Here is a 15,812-nt window from a genome sequence, read left to right as displayed (position 1 = left end):
CTCGGATCTTATCCCCCCTAGAACACATCACACATTCAAACACCCCAAGCACCCCAAGCACCCTAACAGCCTACAGCCTAGCTGCCTAACAATCTCACCGTAGCACCGTAGCACCGTAGCACCGTAGCACAGCAACACAGCAACACAGCCTCACCGCCCCACAATCCCACAGCAAAACAGCAACACCGCATCACAGCCCCACAGCATCACCGCATCACAGCAAAACAGCAAAACAGCACCACAGCAAAACAGCCCCACAACAACACCCAAAACCTTAAAAACTGTTAAAACAAGCACCACAAACAAAAAAAACAACTTTTTGGCACACGATATGAAATCAAACACAACATAAACTGACTTAGCAATTCAAACGTAATCCTTGCCTGAACCAATAAACCTGTAGGATAAACAAGCCGGCAAGCCCAGCAGCAAAAATGGAACAGCAAGCATTACCACGAACCTAAATCAGAAAAACCAAAACAACATTATCAAACTAAAAACATAAAAAAATGGAAATACGTCAGGAAAGTAAAGTTAGTATGTACCTTGTTACAGACAACTTCATATCAATCAACGTTCGAACAGCTAACACGCTCCCCAACTTCTCAATCTACTACACAATATTTAAAGATGGAGTTGCACAAATCAGAACCTTCGGTGAACTGCAAATGTTAGACAAAAAAGGCCTTGCAGTAGACAAGCACCACCTAAAAGACAACCTTATCGCCATCGGATGCGACACATCACGTCGCTTGATTGCCTTCGCCAATCACACCAGCAACAACGTACTAATCAGTGAAATAAAATTCAAGGAAAGCGACCTAAAAAGATTATCCGACACTGCTCTAGTCGACTACATTCAGGGAATATACAATCTTACACAATCAAACCTAGCTGCCCTATCAACCTATGGGATAACAGAAGCAACCCAAAGCAGTTTTCACGATGCCATAACAGATTTCCTTAATTCTGCACCCAAGCCCCGTATAGGCATTACCGAAAAAAAGCAAAGCACCCTCCAGCTAACAAAATACTTCGACATCGTCGACAATGCCCTAAAAAACATGGATCTAATTGTCGAAATCGTTAAAATATCTAACTCCAACTTCTACAATGGCTATAAAGCAGCCCGTCGTATTATCACTACTAGGAAAAGCACCCTCTCTGTTAGAGGCATAGTTACCGATGCAACAACCAATCAACCCATCTATGGTGCCGAAATATCCTTCACGCTTATTGACAAAAGTAACAATGAAAAAAGCCTCAGCGGAAAACCCAACTTGGTAAGAAAAACTGCTAAAAAAGGGGGCGTAAACGTCAGATCCTTACCCGAAGGAACATACACAGTAATAGTTAACAAACCTGGATTCATCCAGCAAACTACCACCATTACCGTTTCACGAGGTAAACTAACTGAATTCACCTTTCAGCTTATCAAAAGTTAAGTAGCCGGAAAACAAGCACTAAATCACAGGAAGCAAAGCCAGTTGATGGAATGTTGGGAATGAAAAACCAACCTTGTTGCATCATCTAATAATACCAAATCGAAGTTGTAGATAATCCAAAAGAGTCTACAACTTCTAATTTAGTAACGTCTATAATAAACACATATAGCACAAACAAGCATAGCGAAAATTGGTTTATTATATATCTCCAATTCGCACTAAATGTCTTTAATACCCCCTGTCAACAGCCTTACCACAACACCGCCTCACAGCACAACAGCAACACAGTAGTACAGCAACACACTCCCAACCCCCCTTGTAAAATTATATCTTTTTAATACCTTAGTCGTGCAAATTGCTAGTGTTGATCCTAGCTAAAACTGGCTAAAACCATGAAAGGATTTACAATTAAAACTTGCGACAACATCATTATTCGCTTCAAATATTATATTGATGATGCTCCCATAACATCCAACGCATTCGCAATGTTGCTACCTTTTACCCGTAACTTTTACCATGCTAGGGTCTCTGGTCAAGAAATATGGATTGATGGCGCACCACAGCTCGACATTATTCAGGAAAACGCCTCCGTATTCACCCAACCTGGCGAGGTTGTATACGGTCCGTTAAATCCAAAAAGGGCTAAAACATCAAATTGCATGGGAATATACTACGGCGAAGGCAAAGGGCTCGATTGCTGTAATATATTTGCCAAAGTGTTCGATGAGGACATCGATCTACTTAAAAAGCTTGGCGATGATATTTGGAAGCACGGAACACAAGAGATAATATTTGATAAACTTGATTAACTTTTTAATTATAATATTATTCCAGTATAACACATTAAAATATAAACACATGAAAAAGTTTTTAGGATTTTTACTGATAATTGTTCTTATCTCCTGTAAACCAAAAACCGTTGAGAATAGCGGAGGTTTAATTATCGATATTGATATAACTAGTACAGCGGCAAAAGAGAAGGATATTGCTACCGCCATTGATATTCTAAAAAGCAGAGTTGATTTACTTTGCCCTAATAGCCCAACTGTAGAATTAATTGAGGGGAAGAATACAATTCAGGTTAAATTACCGCTAGCAAAGGATTCATTATTATACAAAGAAAGTTTACTTATACCAGGGAAATTAAGCATCGTAGAAACCTATGAAAACAACGAAATTTATAAAAGCTTACAAGCCATAAATGAGAGTTTGTTCAATAACTTCAACTTCCAATTTCAACTTCCAATCGATTCCACGAATAAGCTAACAAACCTTCCGCTATTCCGAGTATTATACCCAGCCATTTCATCGGACGGAAACCTAATCAATGGCCCTGAAATAGGATACTCCAAGGATACTGCATTGGTAAGCTCCATCTTAAGGTTTAATGCTATTAAAGTATTGCTTCCAATGGATTTTGATTTTAAATGGGCACGAATTAATAGTAGCGGACTATTCCCGCTTATTGCACTAAAAACCCCACGACGCTACCAACCAATTACCTCCGAAATGGTTCTGGACGCACAAGCAATCAAGAAATCATACATTGGGGAAACAAAATTCACGCTAAAACCTGAATACTGTAAAACTTGGGCCGAAATCACAAAAAATAATATTGGAAGAGCGTTAGCAATAAATATCGATAACAACGTGCTCTTCTATCCAAGAGTAAGCTCGGAAATAACGGGCGGCAAATCCACAATTTCCAGTGATATGACAGTTGATCAAGCAAAAGCGCTATCAACAATACTAAAGTATGGTGCAATTCCCATTCAATTTAAAATAAAAAGCATAAAGGAGATTAAAGTACCATAACCGCTTGCCATATTGTAGGTTCTGTTACTATTTACTAATACTACTTGCGGTGTAACTACTCAGCATTAGGTGAAATAAAAATAAAAACCACGGAGACATAGAGAACATAGAGAGCCACAGAGATGATTATTAAAAAAAATATTGGTGTTGCATGCCACTAAACAATTTGCCAAGTTGTTTCAAGGCAATTTTTTCTGTGACTGGTGAAACAACTATTGAAATAAAACTCTGTGATCTCCGTGTCTCCGTGGTGAATAATTACCTTGCGGTTAATATCACAAATGTTTCCGTTTAATCGCATTTTGCGATTTTTGCATCTGTGTTGAAACAAACATGTAGTTTAGTGGTTTTGATAATATTTAAAGAGCAAAAACCATGATAAAAAATCATTACTTAGCACTACTAAGAGGTATAAACGTTGGAGGAAACAATATCATCAAAATGGCTGATTTAAAAGCCTGCTTCGAATCCATGGGCTTTACCGATGTTGTTACCTATATCCAAAGCGGTAATGTTTTGTTTAAATCCGACGAAAGCGATCAAATCAAACTATCAAAAATGATAGAAAAAGTACTATCCGACACCTTTAGCTACAAATCGATGATAGTACTTGTTCACAGCAACCTACTCGAAAATGCAGTAAAAAAAGCACCAAACGGCTTTGGTACATTGCCCGAAGAGTATAGATACGATGTTGTTTTCTTAAAAGAGCCACTTACCCCCGATGAGGCACTTAAAAGCATTAAAGCAAGAGAAGGCATTGATAATGTATACTCAGGAAATGGAGTCCTTTATTTCTCTCGGCTTATAAGCAAGGCAGGGCAAAGCTACTTAACTAAAGTAATATCACTTCCTGTTTATAAAAGCATGACCATTCGGAATTGGAATACTACCACCAAACTACTTGAATTAGTTAATAAATAGAATTCAAACACTTAGCAAATATTATATTTGATTTCAATTTTAGGTTTTATTCGATTGAACCTAAACATACACATCCCTTCTTATCAAAAAATCATTTTTCCTTTTAAACTTTTCACCTTATCATCTGCTCAATTTTATAAGATATATATTGATATGTGTATTAATATTAAACTTATAAGTATCATATAGATAAAATATATAATAATATATTTTTATTAATGTTTATAGAACAATTTATTTTTAATACCGTATTATATTATCTTTACTCATAATTTATTTGATATAGTAATCAATAAATAGATAAATACCAAAATAAATTGATGTTTCGTTAAGTTGATATAATTGAAAGCTAATAGAATTTCTGTAATTCATTACTGTATTAATTATTATTGATGGTTAGCAAACTGGAAGCAAATACTAAGAACAAGTAGGAAGAGGTGATTATTTTCGAAAGAGGCTGTCCCATAGGTTGGGGCGGCCTTTTGTTTTTGTTTTAATGGGCGGCTAAACGACCATTTTTCTTATTCAATTACAAATAAAAACAAGGGATAATTATTAGTGAGATTTAACACTTTTTATTTAAATTAGCATTTTGTGTAATAAATTGATTAAACAAAACAGTATTTATGAAGGCACTTTTCTTAACTATCCTAACAACTTGCCTTTTTATCAATGTATCCGCTCAAAATTGGATTTGGTCTGGAGAATTAAGCTATAACATTATCGATGAGCAGAAGATACAATATGCTGGAGGCAAGCTAAATAATACCTCTCCTTATAGCTTCTCAGCTGGTTACAATATTGGTGGGCGAGCGTTTGGCTTTTGCTGTCAGGCAGACTATACTAAAATTGATCTGAAAAACATTAACATTCAGCCTGCTGTAAAAGGATCGTTATACTTATTGGAAGCAAGTGCAGGGATTCGTTATTACCCAATAATACCTACTATCCGAATTGGAACATCAATTGCAATAAGATTCACAGCAGGTTTTTTGATAGATGTTGCTGCTTACGGCTGGAAACAGAATGAGGATTATTCGTTTGATCCAGTAAAAAAATCCTCTCCAGGAATAGTTAACCCGCTTGTCTACGGAGGTTTTTGTTTCTCGCCCTTTCGAAACACTACGGGAGTGTCTATAAGATTTGTTTATAGGCCAAAAGAGTTTGCAATGCAGAATTTTCCTTTAAAGGATTTTACATTAAATGAACCATACGCAGTCTCTATTAGTTTTTTTATAGGATCTAAAATTTATTAGTCATTTTAAATAGTTTTATCGACTTTGATAACCCATTTATTATTGTTTTATAAGTAACCACATTAAAATTCAACCCCGATGAAAAAGCAACTACTGATTCTATTAAGTCTTTTGACGATTACCTTTCTACAGGTAAAGTCTCAGACTAGTTTTACCAGCGGCGATGGATCTATGACCATTACAATTAATAAACCTAATCTTTCAGGTGGTGGTGGAGGTTATGAACAAGGTGTTTCTACTAAAACTGTAACAAATGAATATCGCGAATCCGCTCCATCATCAAGCGATGTAATTTCTTCAATATATAGGGAGAAGCACACAAGTGAGTATAATAAGGCAATTGGTGCATGGAATATTAGGGATTGGGATAAGGCTATAAAGCATTTTAAGGAATCTCAAGCTTATCTTAAGGATACTAAGTCATATGAATCATGGATTAAACTAGCTAAAGGATTAAAAGAATGGGACAAAGGTGTTGATGCTCAAAATAAAGGAAATTATGATAAAGCTATTTTGTTTTATAATGAGGCGATGAAATTTTTTACTGATGCTAAAAGTATGCAAGAACTTAAAGATAATATTCGCGAATGCTATTTCTATAAAGCATGGAACGAAGGAGTAAAAGAGGCAAAAGCTAGGCACTGGGATGCAGCAATTGCTAAGTATAAGGAGGCTTTAGGGTATCATCCAGATAATCAGATTTTAAAGGAAAATATTATTGGATGCTCAATGCAGAAAACCAAAGAATTAGCTGAGAATTTCATGAAAGAGGGAAACTGGATTGAAGCTGGTGTTTACTATAATATACTCATAAAGAATTTTGATGATCATAGTTATCAATCAGAATATTCACAATGTTTAAGTGAAATTAGTGCAATGAATCAATATGGACAGTTTAATTCTAGATTAAGCGAGGAAAAGCAAAAACTACCATTTATTAATAACGAGTGGGGCAATTAGTAACACGTTACGAAAATATTTCCGTTTTAACACGGCTATTAAAAGATATTTATAACAACTTGGAAGATCCAAATTCCTTCCATATCACACCATTGAAACATTCCTACTTGGGGGATTAGAATAGTATTCAAACAAAAATATAATCTGTTTGTTTATTAATTTCTAATCACAAAACAGAAATATATGGCAAGGGTAAATACATATCTCAACTTTCCTCGGAATACAGAGGAAGCATTCAACTTTTATAAATCTGTCTTTGGTGGGGAATTCAGCGGTGGAGGAGTTGCACGTTTTAGTGATATTCCTGTATCGGAGGGAATGCCTCCATTAGCCGATGAAGATAAAAATCTGATCATGCACATAGAACTGCCTCTAATTGGTGGACATGTTCTTATGGGTACTGATGCTCCAGAATCTATGGGCTTTAATGTGAATTTTGGGAATAACGTTTACATCAGCCTTGAGCCCGACACTAAAGCAGAAACCAAAAAACTTTTTGATGCATTATCTGCTGGTGGTAAAATAACCATGGAGCTACAAGTAATGTTTTGGGGAGCTTATTATGGAAGTTGCACCGATAAATTTGGTGTACAATGGATGTTTAACTGTGTGGAAAAATAATAGGAGCCATGGAATCGATTGAAAAAACTGTTATTACGGTGTGGACAATCGTTAACGCACCCATTGAAATTGTTTGGGAAAATTGGACAACTCCTGATGATATTATCAAATGGAATAATGCCTCTGATGATTGGCACTCTCCGCAAGCTGAAAATGATTTACGAGTTGGCGGTAAATTCAGCTATAGAATGGAGGCCAAGGATGGTAGTGTAGGTTTTGATTTATGGGGGATTTATGATAAAGTGGTGATAAATAGTCAAATTGATTATACCCTTGGCGATGGAAGAAAAGTAAAGGTTATTTTTGGTGATTTGGGTGGAAAAACTGAGGTTGTTGAAACTTTTGAACCGGAAACCGAAAATCCTACTGAACTACAACGAAGCGGTTGGCAAGCAATACTGGATAACTTTAAAAAATATACTGAGACTCATTAACAATTATTGTACAATGAAAAATCAAATTACACCTTGCCTTTGGTTTGATATCCAAGCCGAAGAAGCAGCCAATTTTTATACCTCTATTTTCAAGAACTCCAAAATCGAAGACATTAGCCGTTACGGAAAGGAAGGTTTTGAGACTCATGGTATGAAAGAGGGTACTGTGTTAACAGTTGCCTTTCAAATCAACGGACAACCATTTACTGCATTGAATGGCGGACCAATCTTTAAGTTTACAGAGGCGGTTTCGTTTCAAGTATTCTGCGATACACAGGAGGAAATTGACAATTACTGGGATAAACTTACTGACGGGGGAGAGGAAAGTCAGTGTGGCTGGCTAAAGGATAAATTTGGGGTTTCGTGGCAAATTGTTCCCACCATACTACCCGAATTAATGAGCGATCCCGCTAGAGCAGGTAGAGTAACCAATGCTTTTATGCAAATGAGAAAGTTTGATATTGAAAAAATAATCAATGCTTGAAATCTTGATAACTGATTGATCCAAAAACAGTCAGGTTTACCTGACGGTTTGAAACAATTTAATTCCCATTCAATCTAAACCCCTCCATTTCTTTATCATCTATAGATATTCTGTGACTTTTTGTTAGATTTATTTGAATTCCCAACCATCTTTCCAGTGCATCATATACCAAACTTGGATTATCAAGCTGGGTGATTTTAACAAGATGGTTTGCCCCGTTTTGCATTATGAAAACTGCATCAGCCGCTCCTGTTAGCTCTATTGCCCCAGCAGACCAAGGATCATTCTTTCCATAGATATATATAATCCTATCGCCATGATTTTGCAACCAGCTATAAATCTCGGGTACTGTAGTGCTATTAAAATTATTGTACGAGATACCCGTTGGAGCCAATAGTTCATAATTCGGATTTCCCGATGCATTTGGATCAACCTTTTTAAGCAAACCACTCAGATAACCTGTTTCGTAAGCAGGAGCTCCTAGCTCAGTGATTGCTTGGTAGGAATAGGGTGCGTAGTATGCAATGGTATTATCGGAAAAGTTGCTGATAGGAACAAGGCTGCTATAGTGATTAAAAATTTGGGTTGGTGTACTAGTTGTAGTATCGGGAATGGATGAGCAGGGAATATTATTATACTGCCAAAAAATAAAAGGATAATCCATAATATCTAACTCCAGAAGCAGTTCTTTATCCATTGTGTAGGTACTACTACTCGACTGAATATAAGTATTGATTAACGGTAAAAAATCGGCACGATGCTTCAGTACATACTGCTGAATTGCCTTTAGCTTATCAAAACAACCGCTACTGCCAATATTTCGAAGATATGTTGGGTAACGTTCATCCTTAATGCCGAACGTAAAGGGAGCAACATAAGCGATGGTTGCATCAACATCATTGGGGTAATACCTACGATGAAACAGAGATGCTAACCCACTTTTACTTGCTCCGCTGCTTATCCATTTTCCTTTGTAAATTTTTTTGAATAGGGCAACAATAGCATGATGATCTGCCGCTGCCTGTTGAATGGTTAGGTACTGCCAGTCTAATGGATCGGGTCGTGAATCAAGGAAATATCTATGGGTAACATTTAAGCAATTGGTTTGGAGTATTCCAGCTATTTCTTGACCCGATGAGGGTGTAGATCTATACCCATTAGGAGCAAAAATCATAGGTTTAGTTTCATCTACATGCGAGAGGTAGGCTCGTTGAGTAAATTTTGCACCATTAGGATTATTATGATCGATTGGTTGAATAATATCAATCTGAAACTCCCTTGGGTAGCCATTTTGTGGAGGAATTTCGGTAACGGTTACCCCTTCTAAGGTTTTTATTTTACTTAGGAGGTCTAAACTATCAAAATCATCTGTCTTATCCTTCTTGCAAGAGAATAGAAGTAGTATCAGAATAGATAATGATAGAATTCTTAGCAGATTTTTTTTAAAGATTTTTTCCATAATAATAGTTTTTAAAGGTCATTTTAAATTTAAAAACGTAAGATAGTATTTTTTTACCAAATGGAGAATCAAGTCAATATACATTCAACCCTTTGCATATTATCTTTAACAGTTTTTACAATACTCGTGATTCCTAACAAATAGTTTTAGTAACTTTGACATTGCAATTGATTTATAATAAATAGACTTCTTTTATTTTGGATGATGCATTCCTTCTGTATTTTGATTTAAAAGCATCTTTCATAAATACGATAAGGTTATTTAACTCAAAACAAGTAACCATGAAAACCAAAATTACGACTTTGTTTTTACTTCTCTGCTTAATATCACCCGTGATATTGTTTGGACAACGCGAACGCGGAGAAGGTTTAGAACAGGTAGGAAAGAAAGCATTTGATAGCGGCGACTATCCAAAAGCTATTGAAACATACTCAGCGTTGATAAAACGTACCAATGGAATTAAGTACTATTTCGAAAGAGGAAAATCCTATCGGAAGGCAAAAATGAATAATGAAGCACTAGCCGATTTTAACACGGTAATATCCAAAATGAATAGTGATGCTTCTTTTCTACAATTCCTATCTACCGAATACAATCCTTATAACTGGCGGGGATGGATTAAACTCGAAATGAAGGATTACTACGGTGGAGTTTACGATTTTACTCAATCAATAAATCTAAATAATTCTAATAATAACATAATATATTCCTGCGAAGGACGTGGGATATGTTATTATAATCAAAATATGTTTAAGGAGGCAAATGAAGATTTTTCAAGAGTAATTAGTTTAGATCCAAATCGATTAAACTCATTGAAGTGGAGAGCCAGCTTATTGACCAGAGAAGAGAAATATAACGAGGCCATTAATGATTTATTAAAGATAATTGATTTAGAGCCCAATGCGCATAAAATTTATAATGATTTGGGTGTTTGCTATGTAAGATTAAAAAATTATCAGCAAGCATATATCCAGTATAAAAAAGCATCAGATTTGGCCCCCGAAATATCATTGTATTATGGTAATACTGCTATGTGCCTTGCATATATGAATAAATTTGATGAGGCATATAATTCAATTAATAAATCTATTGAATTGGATTCTCTTAGCTATTTTTCATACTATCAGAAAGCAAGAATATTTGCCTTAAATGGAAAAAGAAGTGATGCATATAAAAGTCTAAATCGCGCATTTAGCAAAGGTCTTAATGATGCACAAGCATTTGAGAGAAATCTAAATGATTTTAGGTTAATAAAGAATGATCCTGAATTCAAATTACTACTCGATAGAAATAATATTAAAATCAATTTAGATAAGACTTTAGCATCGGATAATCAGCAAGCTCAAAAAGTATCAACAGAAGCAATAAGTCCAAAAGTAGTATCCGATACACAAGTTGATGTTGATATTAATATTCCCAATAATCCAACTAAATATCCGTATCGGTTTGCATTAATCATTGGAAACGAGGATTACTCATCGTTCCAGCGTGATTTGAACAGCGAGGTAAACGTTGAATTTGCCGAGCGTGATGCCAGAATATTCAAGGAGTATGCGGTTAATGTTTTTGGAGTCCCCGAAGACAATATCATCTTCATGATTAATGCAAGATCTATTGAGATGGATAGAGCAATCAGCAAGATTAATCTGTTATCCAAGAACACCCAAGGGAAAGCGGAGCTGATTTTTTACTATGCTGGTCATGGATTTCCCGATGAAATAACAAAAGAACCATATATTATACCCGTAGATGTTTCGGCAAAGGATTTAAAGTATGCGTTTAAGCTATCCGAGATATATAAAGAGCTTACAGAATTCCCTAATCAAAGGGTGACCGTTTTTCTCGATGCCTGTTTTAGTGGCGGTGCAAGAAATCAGGGTTTACTAACTGCCCGTGGCGTTAAGGTGAAACCAAAAGATAATATGCTAACCGGGAATATTGTGGTTTATACTGCAACAAGCGAAGATCAATCTGCTTTACCTTACCAGGATAAAAAACATGGATTGTTTACCTATTTTTTACTAAAGAAGTTAAAGGAAAGCCAAGGGAATATCACCTATAAAGAGCTTTCGGATTATCTAAAGGAGCAGGTAAGTGTGAAATCGATTTTGGTGAACGAAAAGGAACAACAATCACAAACTTATAATAGCCCTGTAATTCAGAATTCATGGGGCGATTGGCATGTTAAATAATTGGGGGTTGTAAGAAATGTCTTTCTGATTTGTGATATTGAAAGCAAAATCAATGTTGTTTAGTTAAGCCCGAAGGGCTTGAATATGAATAGCCTCCGGTAGCACCGGAGGTGGTAAGTCTCTTGTTTACCAACCCTGAAAAGGGTTGAATATTTAAACAAAGTGTCGCATTCAACCCTTCTCAGGGTTGGATTGTTATCCTTTATCAATTCCCCCAATTTCATTGGGGGCTATTCAAATTCAAGTCCTATCGGACTTGTAACTTAACTAAACGACATTGAATGTAAAGTTATGTAAGCATCATAAGAAATTAATTTCATAGCAATCAAAATCAATTAATTGGAAATTATTTAATTCAGCCAATGAAAGTAAAACTCCAATCATAGTTTAATAATTTGTAAAAAAGAGTTTTAACTTTGATGGATAAATATAAATAATGATTAATTTAGATTTAAAATTATAAAAGTGTAACAAATAACCTTTTTGAAAATGAAAAAAAATAGTTGTATTCGAATCGTACTTTTGACAATTATATTATTGAGTACGTTGACTTACTGTAAGAAAGATACTGAAACAAATATTGGGAAATTGAGTATATCATTTTACAACCATCCACCCAAGTATAGTGATGTAGTTCTATATTCAATGGAAAATACGGATATATCGATTTGTGTTTTAAAACTTGATATCTACGGGAACGCAGAAAAAGATTTAAATATTGGAAATTATTACATTAAAGTTTATTCAGGGACTTTCTACTCTTCAATTGGTTTTCAGATCAATCCGGGTAAAACAACTAAAATTTACTGGGGAGTTGACAATGGAGCAGAAATACAAGAATGATGGATGTGCCTAGTATCGACTTTATTGCATTTGAGCTGATGATGTTTTGGTAAATTCTACACATTTTACTTTTTATATAAATTCCATTAACAAATTACATAATCATTATCCTATAACTCAGTCAAGGTTTTAAACTCTGTCAGATGGGGTGTTAAAAATTCAAGTTTTTTCATTTTTTTTATCGCCTTTAAAAAGTTCCGTAGAAACGAAATATTGGTAGAGAATAAATAATGTCAAATTTTAAGCTCCGTAGGAGCGAAATATTAATCAGCGTTTTATATTTCGCTCCTACGGAGCTTAAATACATAATGCGATTTTTTTCTACAAATATTACGCAACTACGTTGCTAGAAAATAACGAACATTTTTTTAAATACGTTATCATTTTCAACACCCACCTGTCAGAGTTTGGATAAAATTTATACAACACATCAAAGCCTGCCAAGTTTAAAACCCAATAGTTATGCTAGAATTTTGGGTTCATAGGAACTTTGACATCCATACTAAAAGAAATCCCACCAATAAGTTCCCATAACGAGAACTTTGCATTATCTTTGTTTCGAAATCCAATAGAAAGGAATGGAAAGAATATTTGCAAAAGGTACACTGCGTGATTATTGGGAGAAACATCCTGATTCGGAGCAATATCTGAAAACATGGTTTGATACAGCAATGAGTTCAGTATGGAAAACCCCGAATGACGTAAAACTTACCTATGCAACAGCAAGTATCCTTAAGGATAGTCGAGTTGTTTTTAACATTAAAGGAAATTCCTACCGATTGGTTGTTAAGTTCAACTTTGAGAAACAATGGGCGTTCATTCGATTCATTGGAACACATGCTGAATATGACAGGATTGATGCAAACGTAATTTAATACTGAAAGCCATGAATATAGAACCATTAAAAACAAACAAGGACTATGAAAAGGCTTTGAAAAGAATGGAACTTCTTTTCGATGCACCGGAGGGAACAGTAGAGAGCGATGAAGCGAATATTTTGGCGTTAGTTATCGACGATTATGAGAAAAAGCACTTCCCAATTGAAGCACCCGACCCAATTGAAGCTATTAAGATAAGGATGGAGGAAATGCATCTAAAGCAATCGGATTTAGTTAATGAAATTGGAGGTAAAAGCAGAGTATCGGAAATACTGAATAGAAAAAGGAAACTAACAGTAGATATGATTAGAAATTTAACCTCTCGACTTAACCTCTCAGCGAATATCCTTGTGAAAGATTATCAACTAAACAGGAAAAAAGTACAGTTGCCATCAACTGTAAAAACTCATCGGGGTTGAGGTATAGACAAACTCACCAATCAACTTCAAAGCCTGCCAAGCATAAAACTCAGCAGGCTTATTTGATTTTATAACGAGACCTAACCCGAAAAGCTAAATCTTTCTTATAAAAATATCACTGCTAATGGTTGATAGTTTAACCTTGTTTCCACCCGAACCTAGCTTGAACCATGCATTTGTTCCGCCCGGATTTCCTTTAAAATTATCGGTATTTATATTAAACTCATGGTTGGTGTAAACACCTCCAGTAATGGTTTTTAGATTAAGATCCAAGTTTGCTTTGGCAGGAATTCTTAAATCGATAAAACCGCTAATCGATTCAATGCTCATTGCGCATAGCGCATTATCAATAGTTATGTTGCCGTTTATTGTTTCGATATGAAGATTAGCAACAGCGGGTACTTCAATTACATAGTAAATATCGATATTTACACACCCACCACTGTGCGATTCGGAGTTTGAACCTTTGTGGTTTTTACAAGGAACTTGAATCGATTTCATATCGTTGATATTTGCCTTGACCTTTAAAAGATCGCCATCATCTCTTACAATTATCTCGTACTTATCGTTATTCTGACTATCGTTTATGCTTACGATGGCTTTAATCCGTAGCATATTATCCTTCGATTGTTTTACCTGAATTGTATCGGCAAACTCAAGCTTAAGATCAATGCTCGATGCTGGCTTAACGGTTATTTCCTTCTCAACAACCCTTTGTCCATTCACCGTAAAAGCAATCATCGATATTATAAAACCTATTATATACTTTTTCATCGTTATCAATTTATTAAATGTGATGCTGTTCAATTGTTTTGCTGTGATGCTGTGTTGTCGTGATGCTGTGGGGCTGTTCACTTTCATCTTCCAACTTCTATCTTTTCACTTTCCACTTTTCACTTTCCACTTCCCACTTCCCACTTTTCACTTTTCATTTTCCACTTTTCACTTTTTTCTTAGGTATATATTCCCACTCGTACAGCTCAAACTAAGCTCAACACCGCCACCATTCAGCTTTGTTTCGATATTATTACCCCCAATACGTTTTAAGTTTCCTTCCTTTGAATCGACCTTTATATCAAAATCGGTGTAAACTCCGCCCGAAAGCGAATTCATTTCAAGGTTGGCATTGGAAGTAGCGGGCAGGGTAATATCTAAATCACCGCTAATTAACGATATTGAAGTAGGGCTATTCTGATTTAGGTTCGAGATATTAATATCAACATCACCGCTGATACTATTTAAAACCAAGGGGCCAGTTACATTTAAACACTTGATACTGGAGTTTAATGTCGATACCTCAACTTCACCTTCCATATCCTTTATCTCAATATCCTCATTGGCAAAAGGGGAATTGTAATCGATACTAATTGAAACCCCTTTGGGTACTGTAAAAACGTATTTGGCATCCTCGCTACCCTTTGATGCACCACAAATGGTTAGAATCCCACCCGATTCGTTTGCTGCAACACCAGCACCAGTATTATCCATACAACCATTACCATAAAGCGGTTTTAAACCCTTTGCTCTTTGGGGTACTCCCTCTAGTCCTTTAGCATCAATTATGATATCGTTATCCTGGCTACCAATAATCTTGATTTCGGCTAAAAGATTTTTAATAACAATCTTCTTAATTTGACTCCCATTTACAGGCACTTTATACTGAACTGGGGCAGGGGTAACATAATCCTCATCATCTTCATCGTTATCCTCATTTATTCTTTGTAGGCGACCGTGTTCCTTTTCTTCCTGAGCAATTACAGGGTATGCGAAAAGACCAGTGAGAATAATGGATATCAGCAATACTTGTTTTATAGTTTTCATGGCAATTATTATTAATGTTATTATTTGTTTGATTTATAGAAACTATTTAAGTTTTATTATGAAAGCCTTATATATCTGCCATTCTTTAGCAATCTTTGGTGAAACAGCTCCCCTCCTTTTTTAAGGAGGGGTAGGGGAGGTAAAAATGCAATTGTTCCTAATTTACCCCCTTGTGTTCCCCCTTAAAAAAGGGGGAAATCCTACCTGCATTGATCTATCGAAAATCTTTATATATCAAAAAACTTAAACAGGTTCTTTATT

Annotated in this window: 16 protein-coding genes; 13 read left to right on the top strand and 3 right to left on the bottom strand. The window is 35.6% G+C overall.

All coding sequences use genetic code 11. The annotated features are described in order from the left end of the window. The first annotated feature begins 509 nt into the window (after positions 1-509). The 9 genes from HOO91_05105 (at position 510) to HOO91_05065 (ending at position 7,939) form a co-directional block, all read left to right on the top strand. A complete protein-coding gene (locus HOO91_05105; protein NOU16919.1) occupies positions 510-1,445 on the top strand; it encodes a carboxypeptidase regulatory-like domain-containing protein in 936 nt (311 codons plus the stop codon). Between the two features lie 392 nt (positions 1,446-1,837). Continuing rightward, positions 1,838-2,254, top strand: coding sequence for a DUF3830 family protein (locus HOO91_05100; protein ID NOU16918.1), 417 nt, complete (start codon positions 1,838-1,840; stop codon positions 2,252-2,254). Between the two features lie 49 nt (positions 2,255-2,303). Beyond that, positions 2,304-3,260, top strand: coding sequence for a hypothetical protein (locus HOO91_05095; GenBank protein NOU16917.1), 957 nt, complete (start codon positions 2,304-2,306; stop codon positions 3,258-3,260). A gap of 375 nt (positions 3,261-3,635) precedes the next feature. Next, positions 3,636-4,184 (top strand): DUF1697 domain-containing protein, encoded by a 549-nt coding sequence (locus HOO91_05090; GenBank protein NOU16916.1) that lies wholly within the window; start codon positions 3,636-3,638, stop codon positions 4,182-4,184. Positions 4,185-4,810: 626 nt separating this feature from the next. Continuing rightward, positions 4,811-5,440: a hypothetical protein gene (locus tag HOO91_05085; GenBank protein NOU16915.1), complete on the top strand. Its 630-nt coding sequence runs from the start codon at positions 4,811-4,813 to the stop codon at positions 5,438-5,440. 78 nt (positions 5,441-5,518) lie between these two features. Beyond that, positions 5,519-6,400: a hypothetical protein gene (locus HOO91_05080; protein ID NOU16914.1), complete on the top strand. Its 882-nt coding sequence runs from the start codon at positions 5,519-5,521 to the stop codon at positions 6,398-6,400. A 183-nt stretch (positions 6,401-6,583) separates the two neighbouring features. Then, positions 6,584-7,021 carry a VOC family protein gene (locus HOO91_05075; GenBank protein NOU16913.1) on the top strand — a complete coding sequence of 146 codons (438 nt, stop codon included), beginning with the start codon at positions 6,584-6,586 and terminating at the stop codon, positions 7,019-7,021. 8 nt (positions 7,022-7,029) lie between these two features. Then, a complete protein-coding gene (locus HOO91_05070; GenBank protein NOU16912.1) occupies positions 7,030-7,455 on the top strand; it encodes a polyketide cyclase in 426 nt (141 codons plus the stop codon). A 13-nt stretch (positions 7,456-7,468) separates the two neighbouring features. After that, entirely contained in the window at positions 7,469-7,939 is a 471-nt protein-coding gene (locus HOO91_05065; protein ID NOU16911.1) for a VOC family protein, read from the top strand. 58 nt (positions 7,940-7,997) lie between these two features. On the opposite strand, the gene HOO91_05060 is transcribed toward HOO91_05065, so the two are convergent. Further along, positions 7,998-9,398, bottom strand: coding sequence for a hypothetical protein (locus tag HOO91_05060; GenBank protein NOU16910.1), 1,401 nt, complete (start codon positions 9,396-9,398; stop codon positions 7,998-8,000). 281 nt (positions 9,399-9,679) lie between these two features. Here HOO91_05060 and HOO91_05055 point away from each other — a divergent pair, with 281 nt between their 5' ends. From HOO91_05055 to HOO91_05040, 4 genes are all read left to right on the top strand, one after another. Further along, positions 9,680-11,590, top strand: a complete 1,911-nt coding sequence (locus HOO91_05055; protein NOU16909.1) for a hypothetical protein — start codon at positions 9,680-9,682, stop codon at positions 11,588-11,590. 489 nt (positions 11,591-12,079) lie between these two features. Next, entirely contained in the window at positions 12,080-12,433 is a 354-nt protein-coding gene (locus tag HOO91_05050; protein NOU16908.1) for a hypothetical protein, read from the top strand. Positions 12,434-13,011: 578 nt separating this feature from the next. Beyond that, positions 13,012-13,308: a type II toxin-antitoxin system HigB family toxin gene (locus HOO91_05045; GenBank protein ID NOU16907.1), complete on the top strand. Its 297-nt coding sequence runs from the start codon at positions 13,012-13,014 to the stop codon at positions 13,306-13,308. A gap of 11 nt (positions 13,309-13,319) precedes the next feature. After that, positions 13,320-13,730 carry a transcriptional regulator gene (locus tag HOO91_05040; protein NOU16906.1) on the top strand — a complete coding sequence of 137 codons (411 nt, stop codon included), beginning with the start codon at positions 13,320-13,322 and terminating at the stop codon, positions 13,728-13,730. A 93-nt stretch (positions 13,731-13,823) separates the two neighbouring features. Here the strand turns inward: HOO91_05040 and HOO91_05035 are convergent, their stop codons facing one another. Both HOO91_05035 and HOO91_05030 read right to left on the bottom strand, forming a co-directional pair. Next, positions 13,824-14,504 (bottom strand): hypothetical protein, encoded by a 681-nt coding sequence (locus tag HOO91_05035; GenBank protein NOU16905.1) that lies wholly within the window; start codon positions 14,502-14,504, stop codon positions 13,824-13,826. A 168-nt stretch (positions 14,505-14,672) separates the two neighbouring features. Next, positions 14,673-15,551 carry a DUF4097 family beta strand repeat protein gene (locus HOO91_05030; protein NOU16904.1) on the bottom strand — a complete coding sequence of 293 codons (879 nt, stop codon included), beginning with the start codon at positions 15,549-15,551 and terminating at the stop codon, positions 14,673-14,675. Positions 15,552-15,812: the final 261 nt, after the last annotated feature.

It is taken from the genome of Bacteroidales bacterium, assembly GCA_013141385.1.
Lineage (GTDB): Bacteria > Bacteroidota > Bacteroidia > Bacteroidales > Tenuifilaceae > UBA8529.
The sequence above is the reverse complement of the archived record's forward strand: the minus strand, read 5'-3'. Positions and strand labels throughout refer to the sequence as shown.

Coding starts and splice junctions, on each gene's coding strand:
- HOO91_05105 (NOU16919.1), top strand. CDS start 510: ATGGAAATACGTCAGGAAAGTAAAGTTAGTATGTACCTTGTTACAGAC.
- HOO91_05065 (NOU16911.1), top strand. CDS start 7,469: ATGAAAAATCAAATTACACCTTGCCTTTGGTTTGATATCCAAGCCGAA.
- HOO91_05095 (NOU16917.1), top strand. CDS start 2,304: ATGAAAAAGTTTTTAGGATTTTTACTGATAATTGTTCTTATCTCCTGT.
- HOO91_05085 (NOU16915.1), top strand. CDS start 4,811: ATGAAGGCACTTTTCTTAACTATCCTAACAACTTGCCTTTTTATCAAT.
- HOO91_05035 (NOU16905.1), bottom strand. CDS start 14,504: ATGAAAAAGTATATAATAGGTTTTATAATATCGATGATTGCTTTTACG.
- HOO91_05030 (NOU16904.1), bottom strand. CDS start 15,551: ATGAAAACTATAAAACAAGTATTGCTGATATCCATTATTCTCACTGGT.
- HOO91_05070 (NOU16912.1), top strand. CDS start 7,030: ATGGAATCGATTGAAAAAACTGTTATTACGGTGTGGACAATCGTTAAC.
- HOO91_05090 (NOU16916.1), top strand. CDS start 3,636: ATGATAAAAAATCATTACTTAGCACTACTAAGAGGTATAAACGTTGGA.
- HOO91_05055 (NOU16909.1), top strand. CDS start 9,680: ATGAAAACCAAAATTACGACTTTGTTTTTACTTCTCTGCTTAATATCA.
- HOO91_05100 (NOU16918.1), top strand. CDS start 1,838: ATGAAAGGATTTACAATTAAAACTTGCGACAACATCATTATTCGCTTC.
- HOO91_05050 (NOU16908.1), top strand. CDS start 12,080: ATGAAAAAAAATAGTTGTATTCGAATCGTACTTTTGACAATTATATTA.
- HOO91_05045 (NOU16907.1), top strand. CDS start 13,012: ATGGAAAGAATATTTGCAAAAGGTACACTGCGTGATTATTGGGAGAAA.
- HOO91_05040 (NOU16906.1), top strand. CDS start 13,320: ATGAATATAGAACCATTAAAAACAAACAAGGACTATGAAAAGGCTTTG.
- HOO91_05080 (NOU16914.1), top strand. CDS start 5,519: ATGAAAAAGCAACTACTGATTCTATTAAGTCTTTTGACGATTACCTTT.
- HOO91_05060 (NOU16910.1), bottom strand. CDS start 9,398: ATGGAAAAAATCTTTAAAAAAAATCTGCTAAGAATTCTATCATTATCT.
- HOO91_05075 (NOU16913.1), top strand. CDS start 6,584: ATGGCAAGGGTAAATACATATCTCAACTTTCCTCGGAATACAGAGGAA.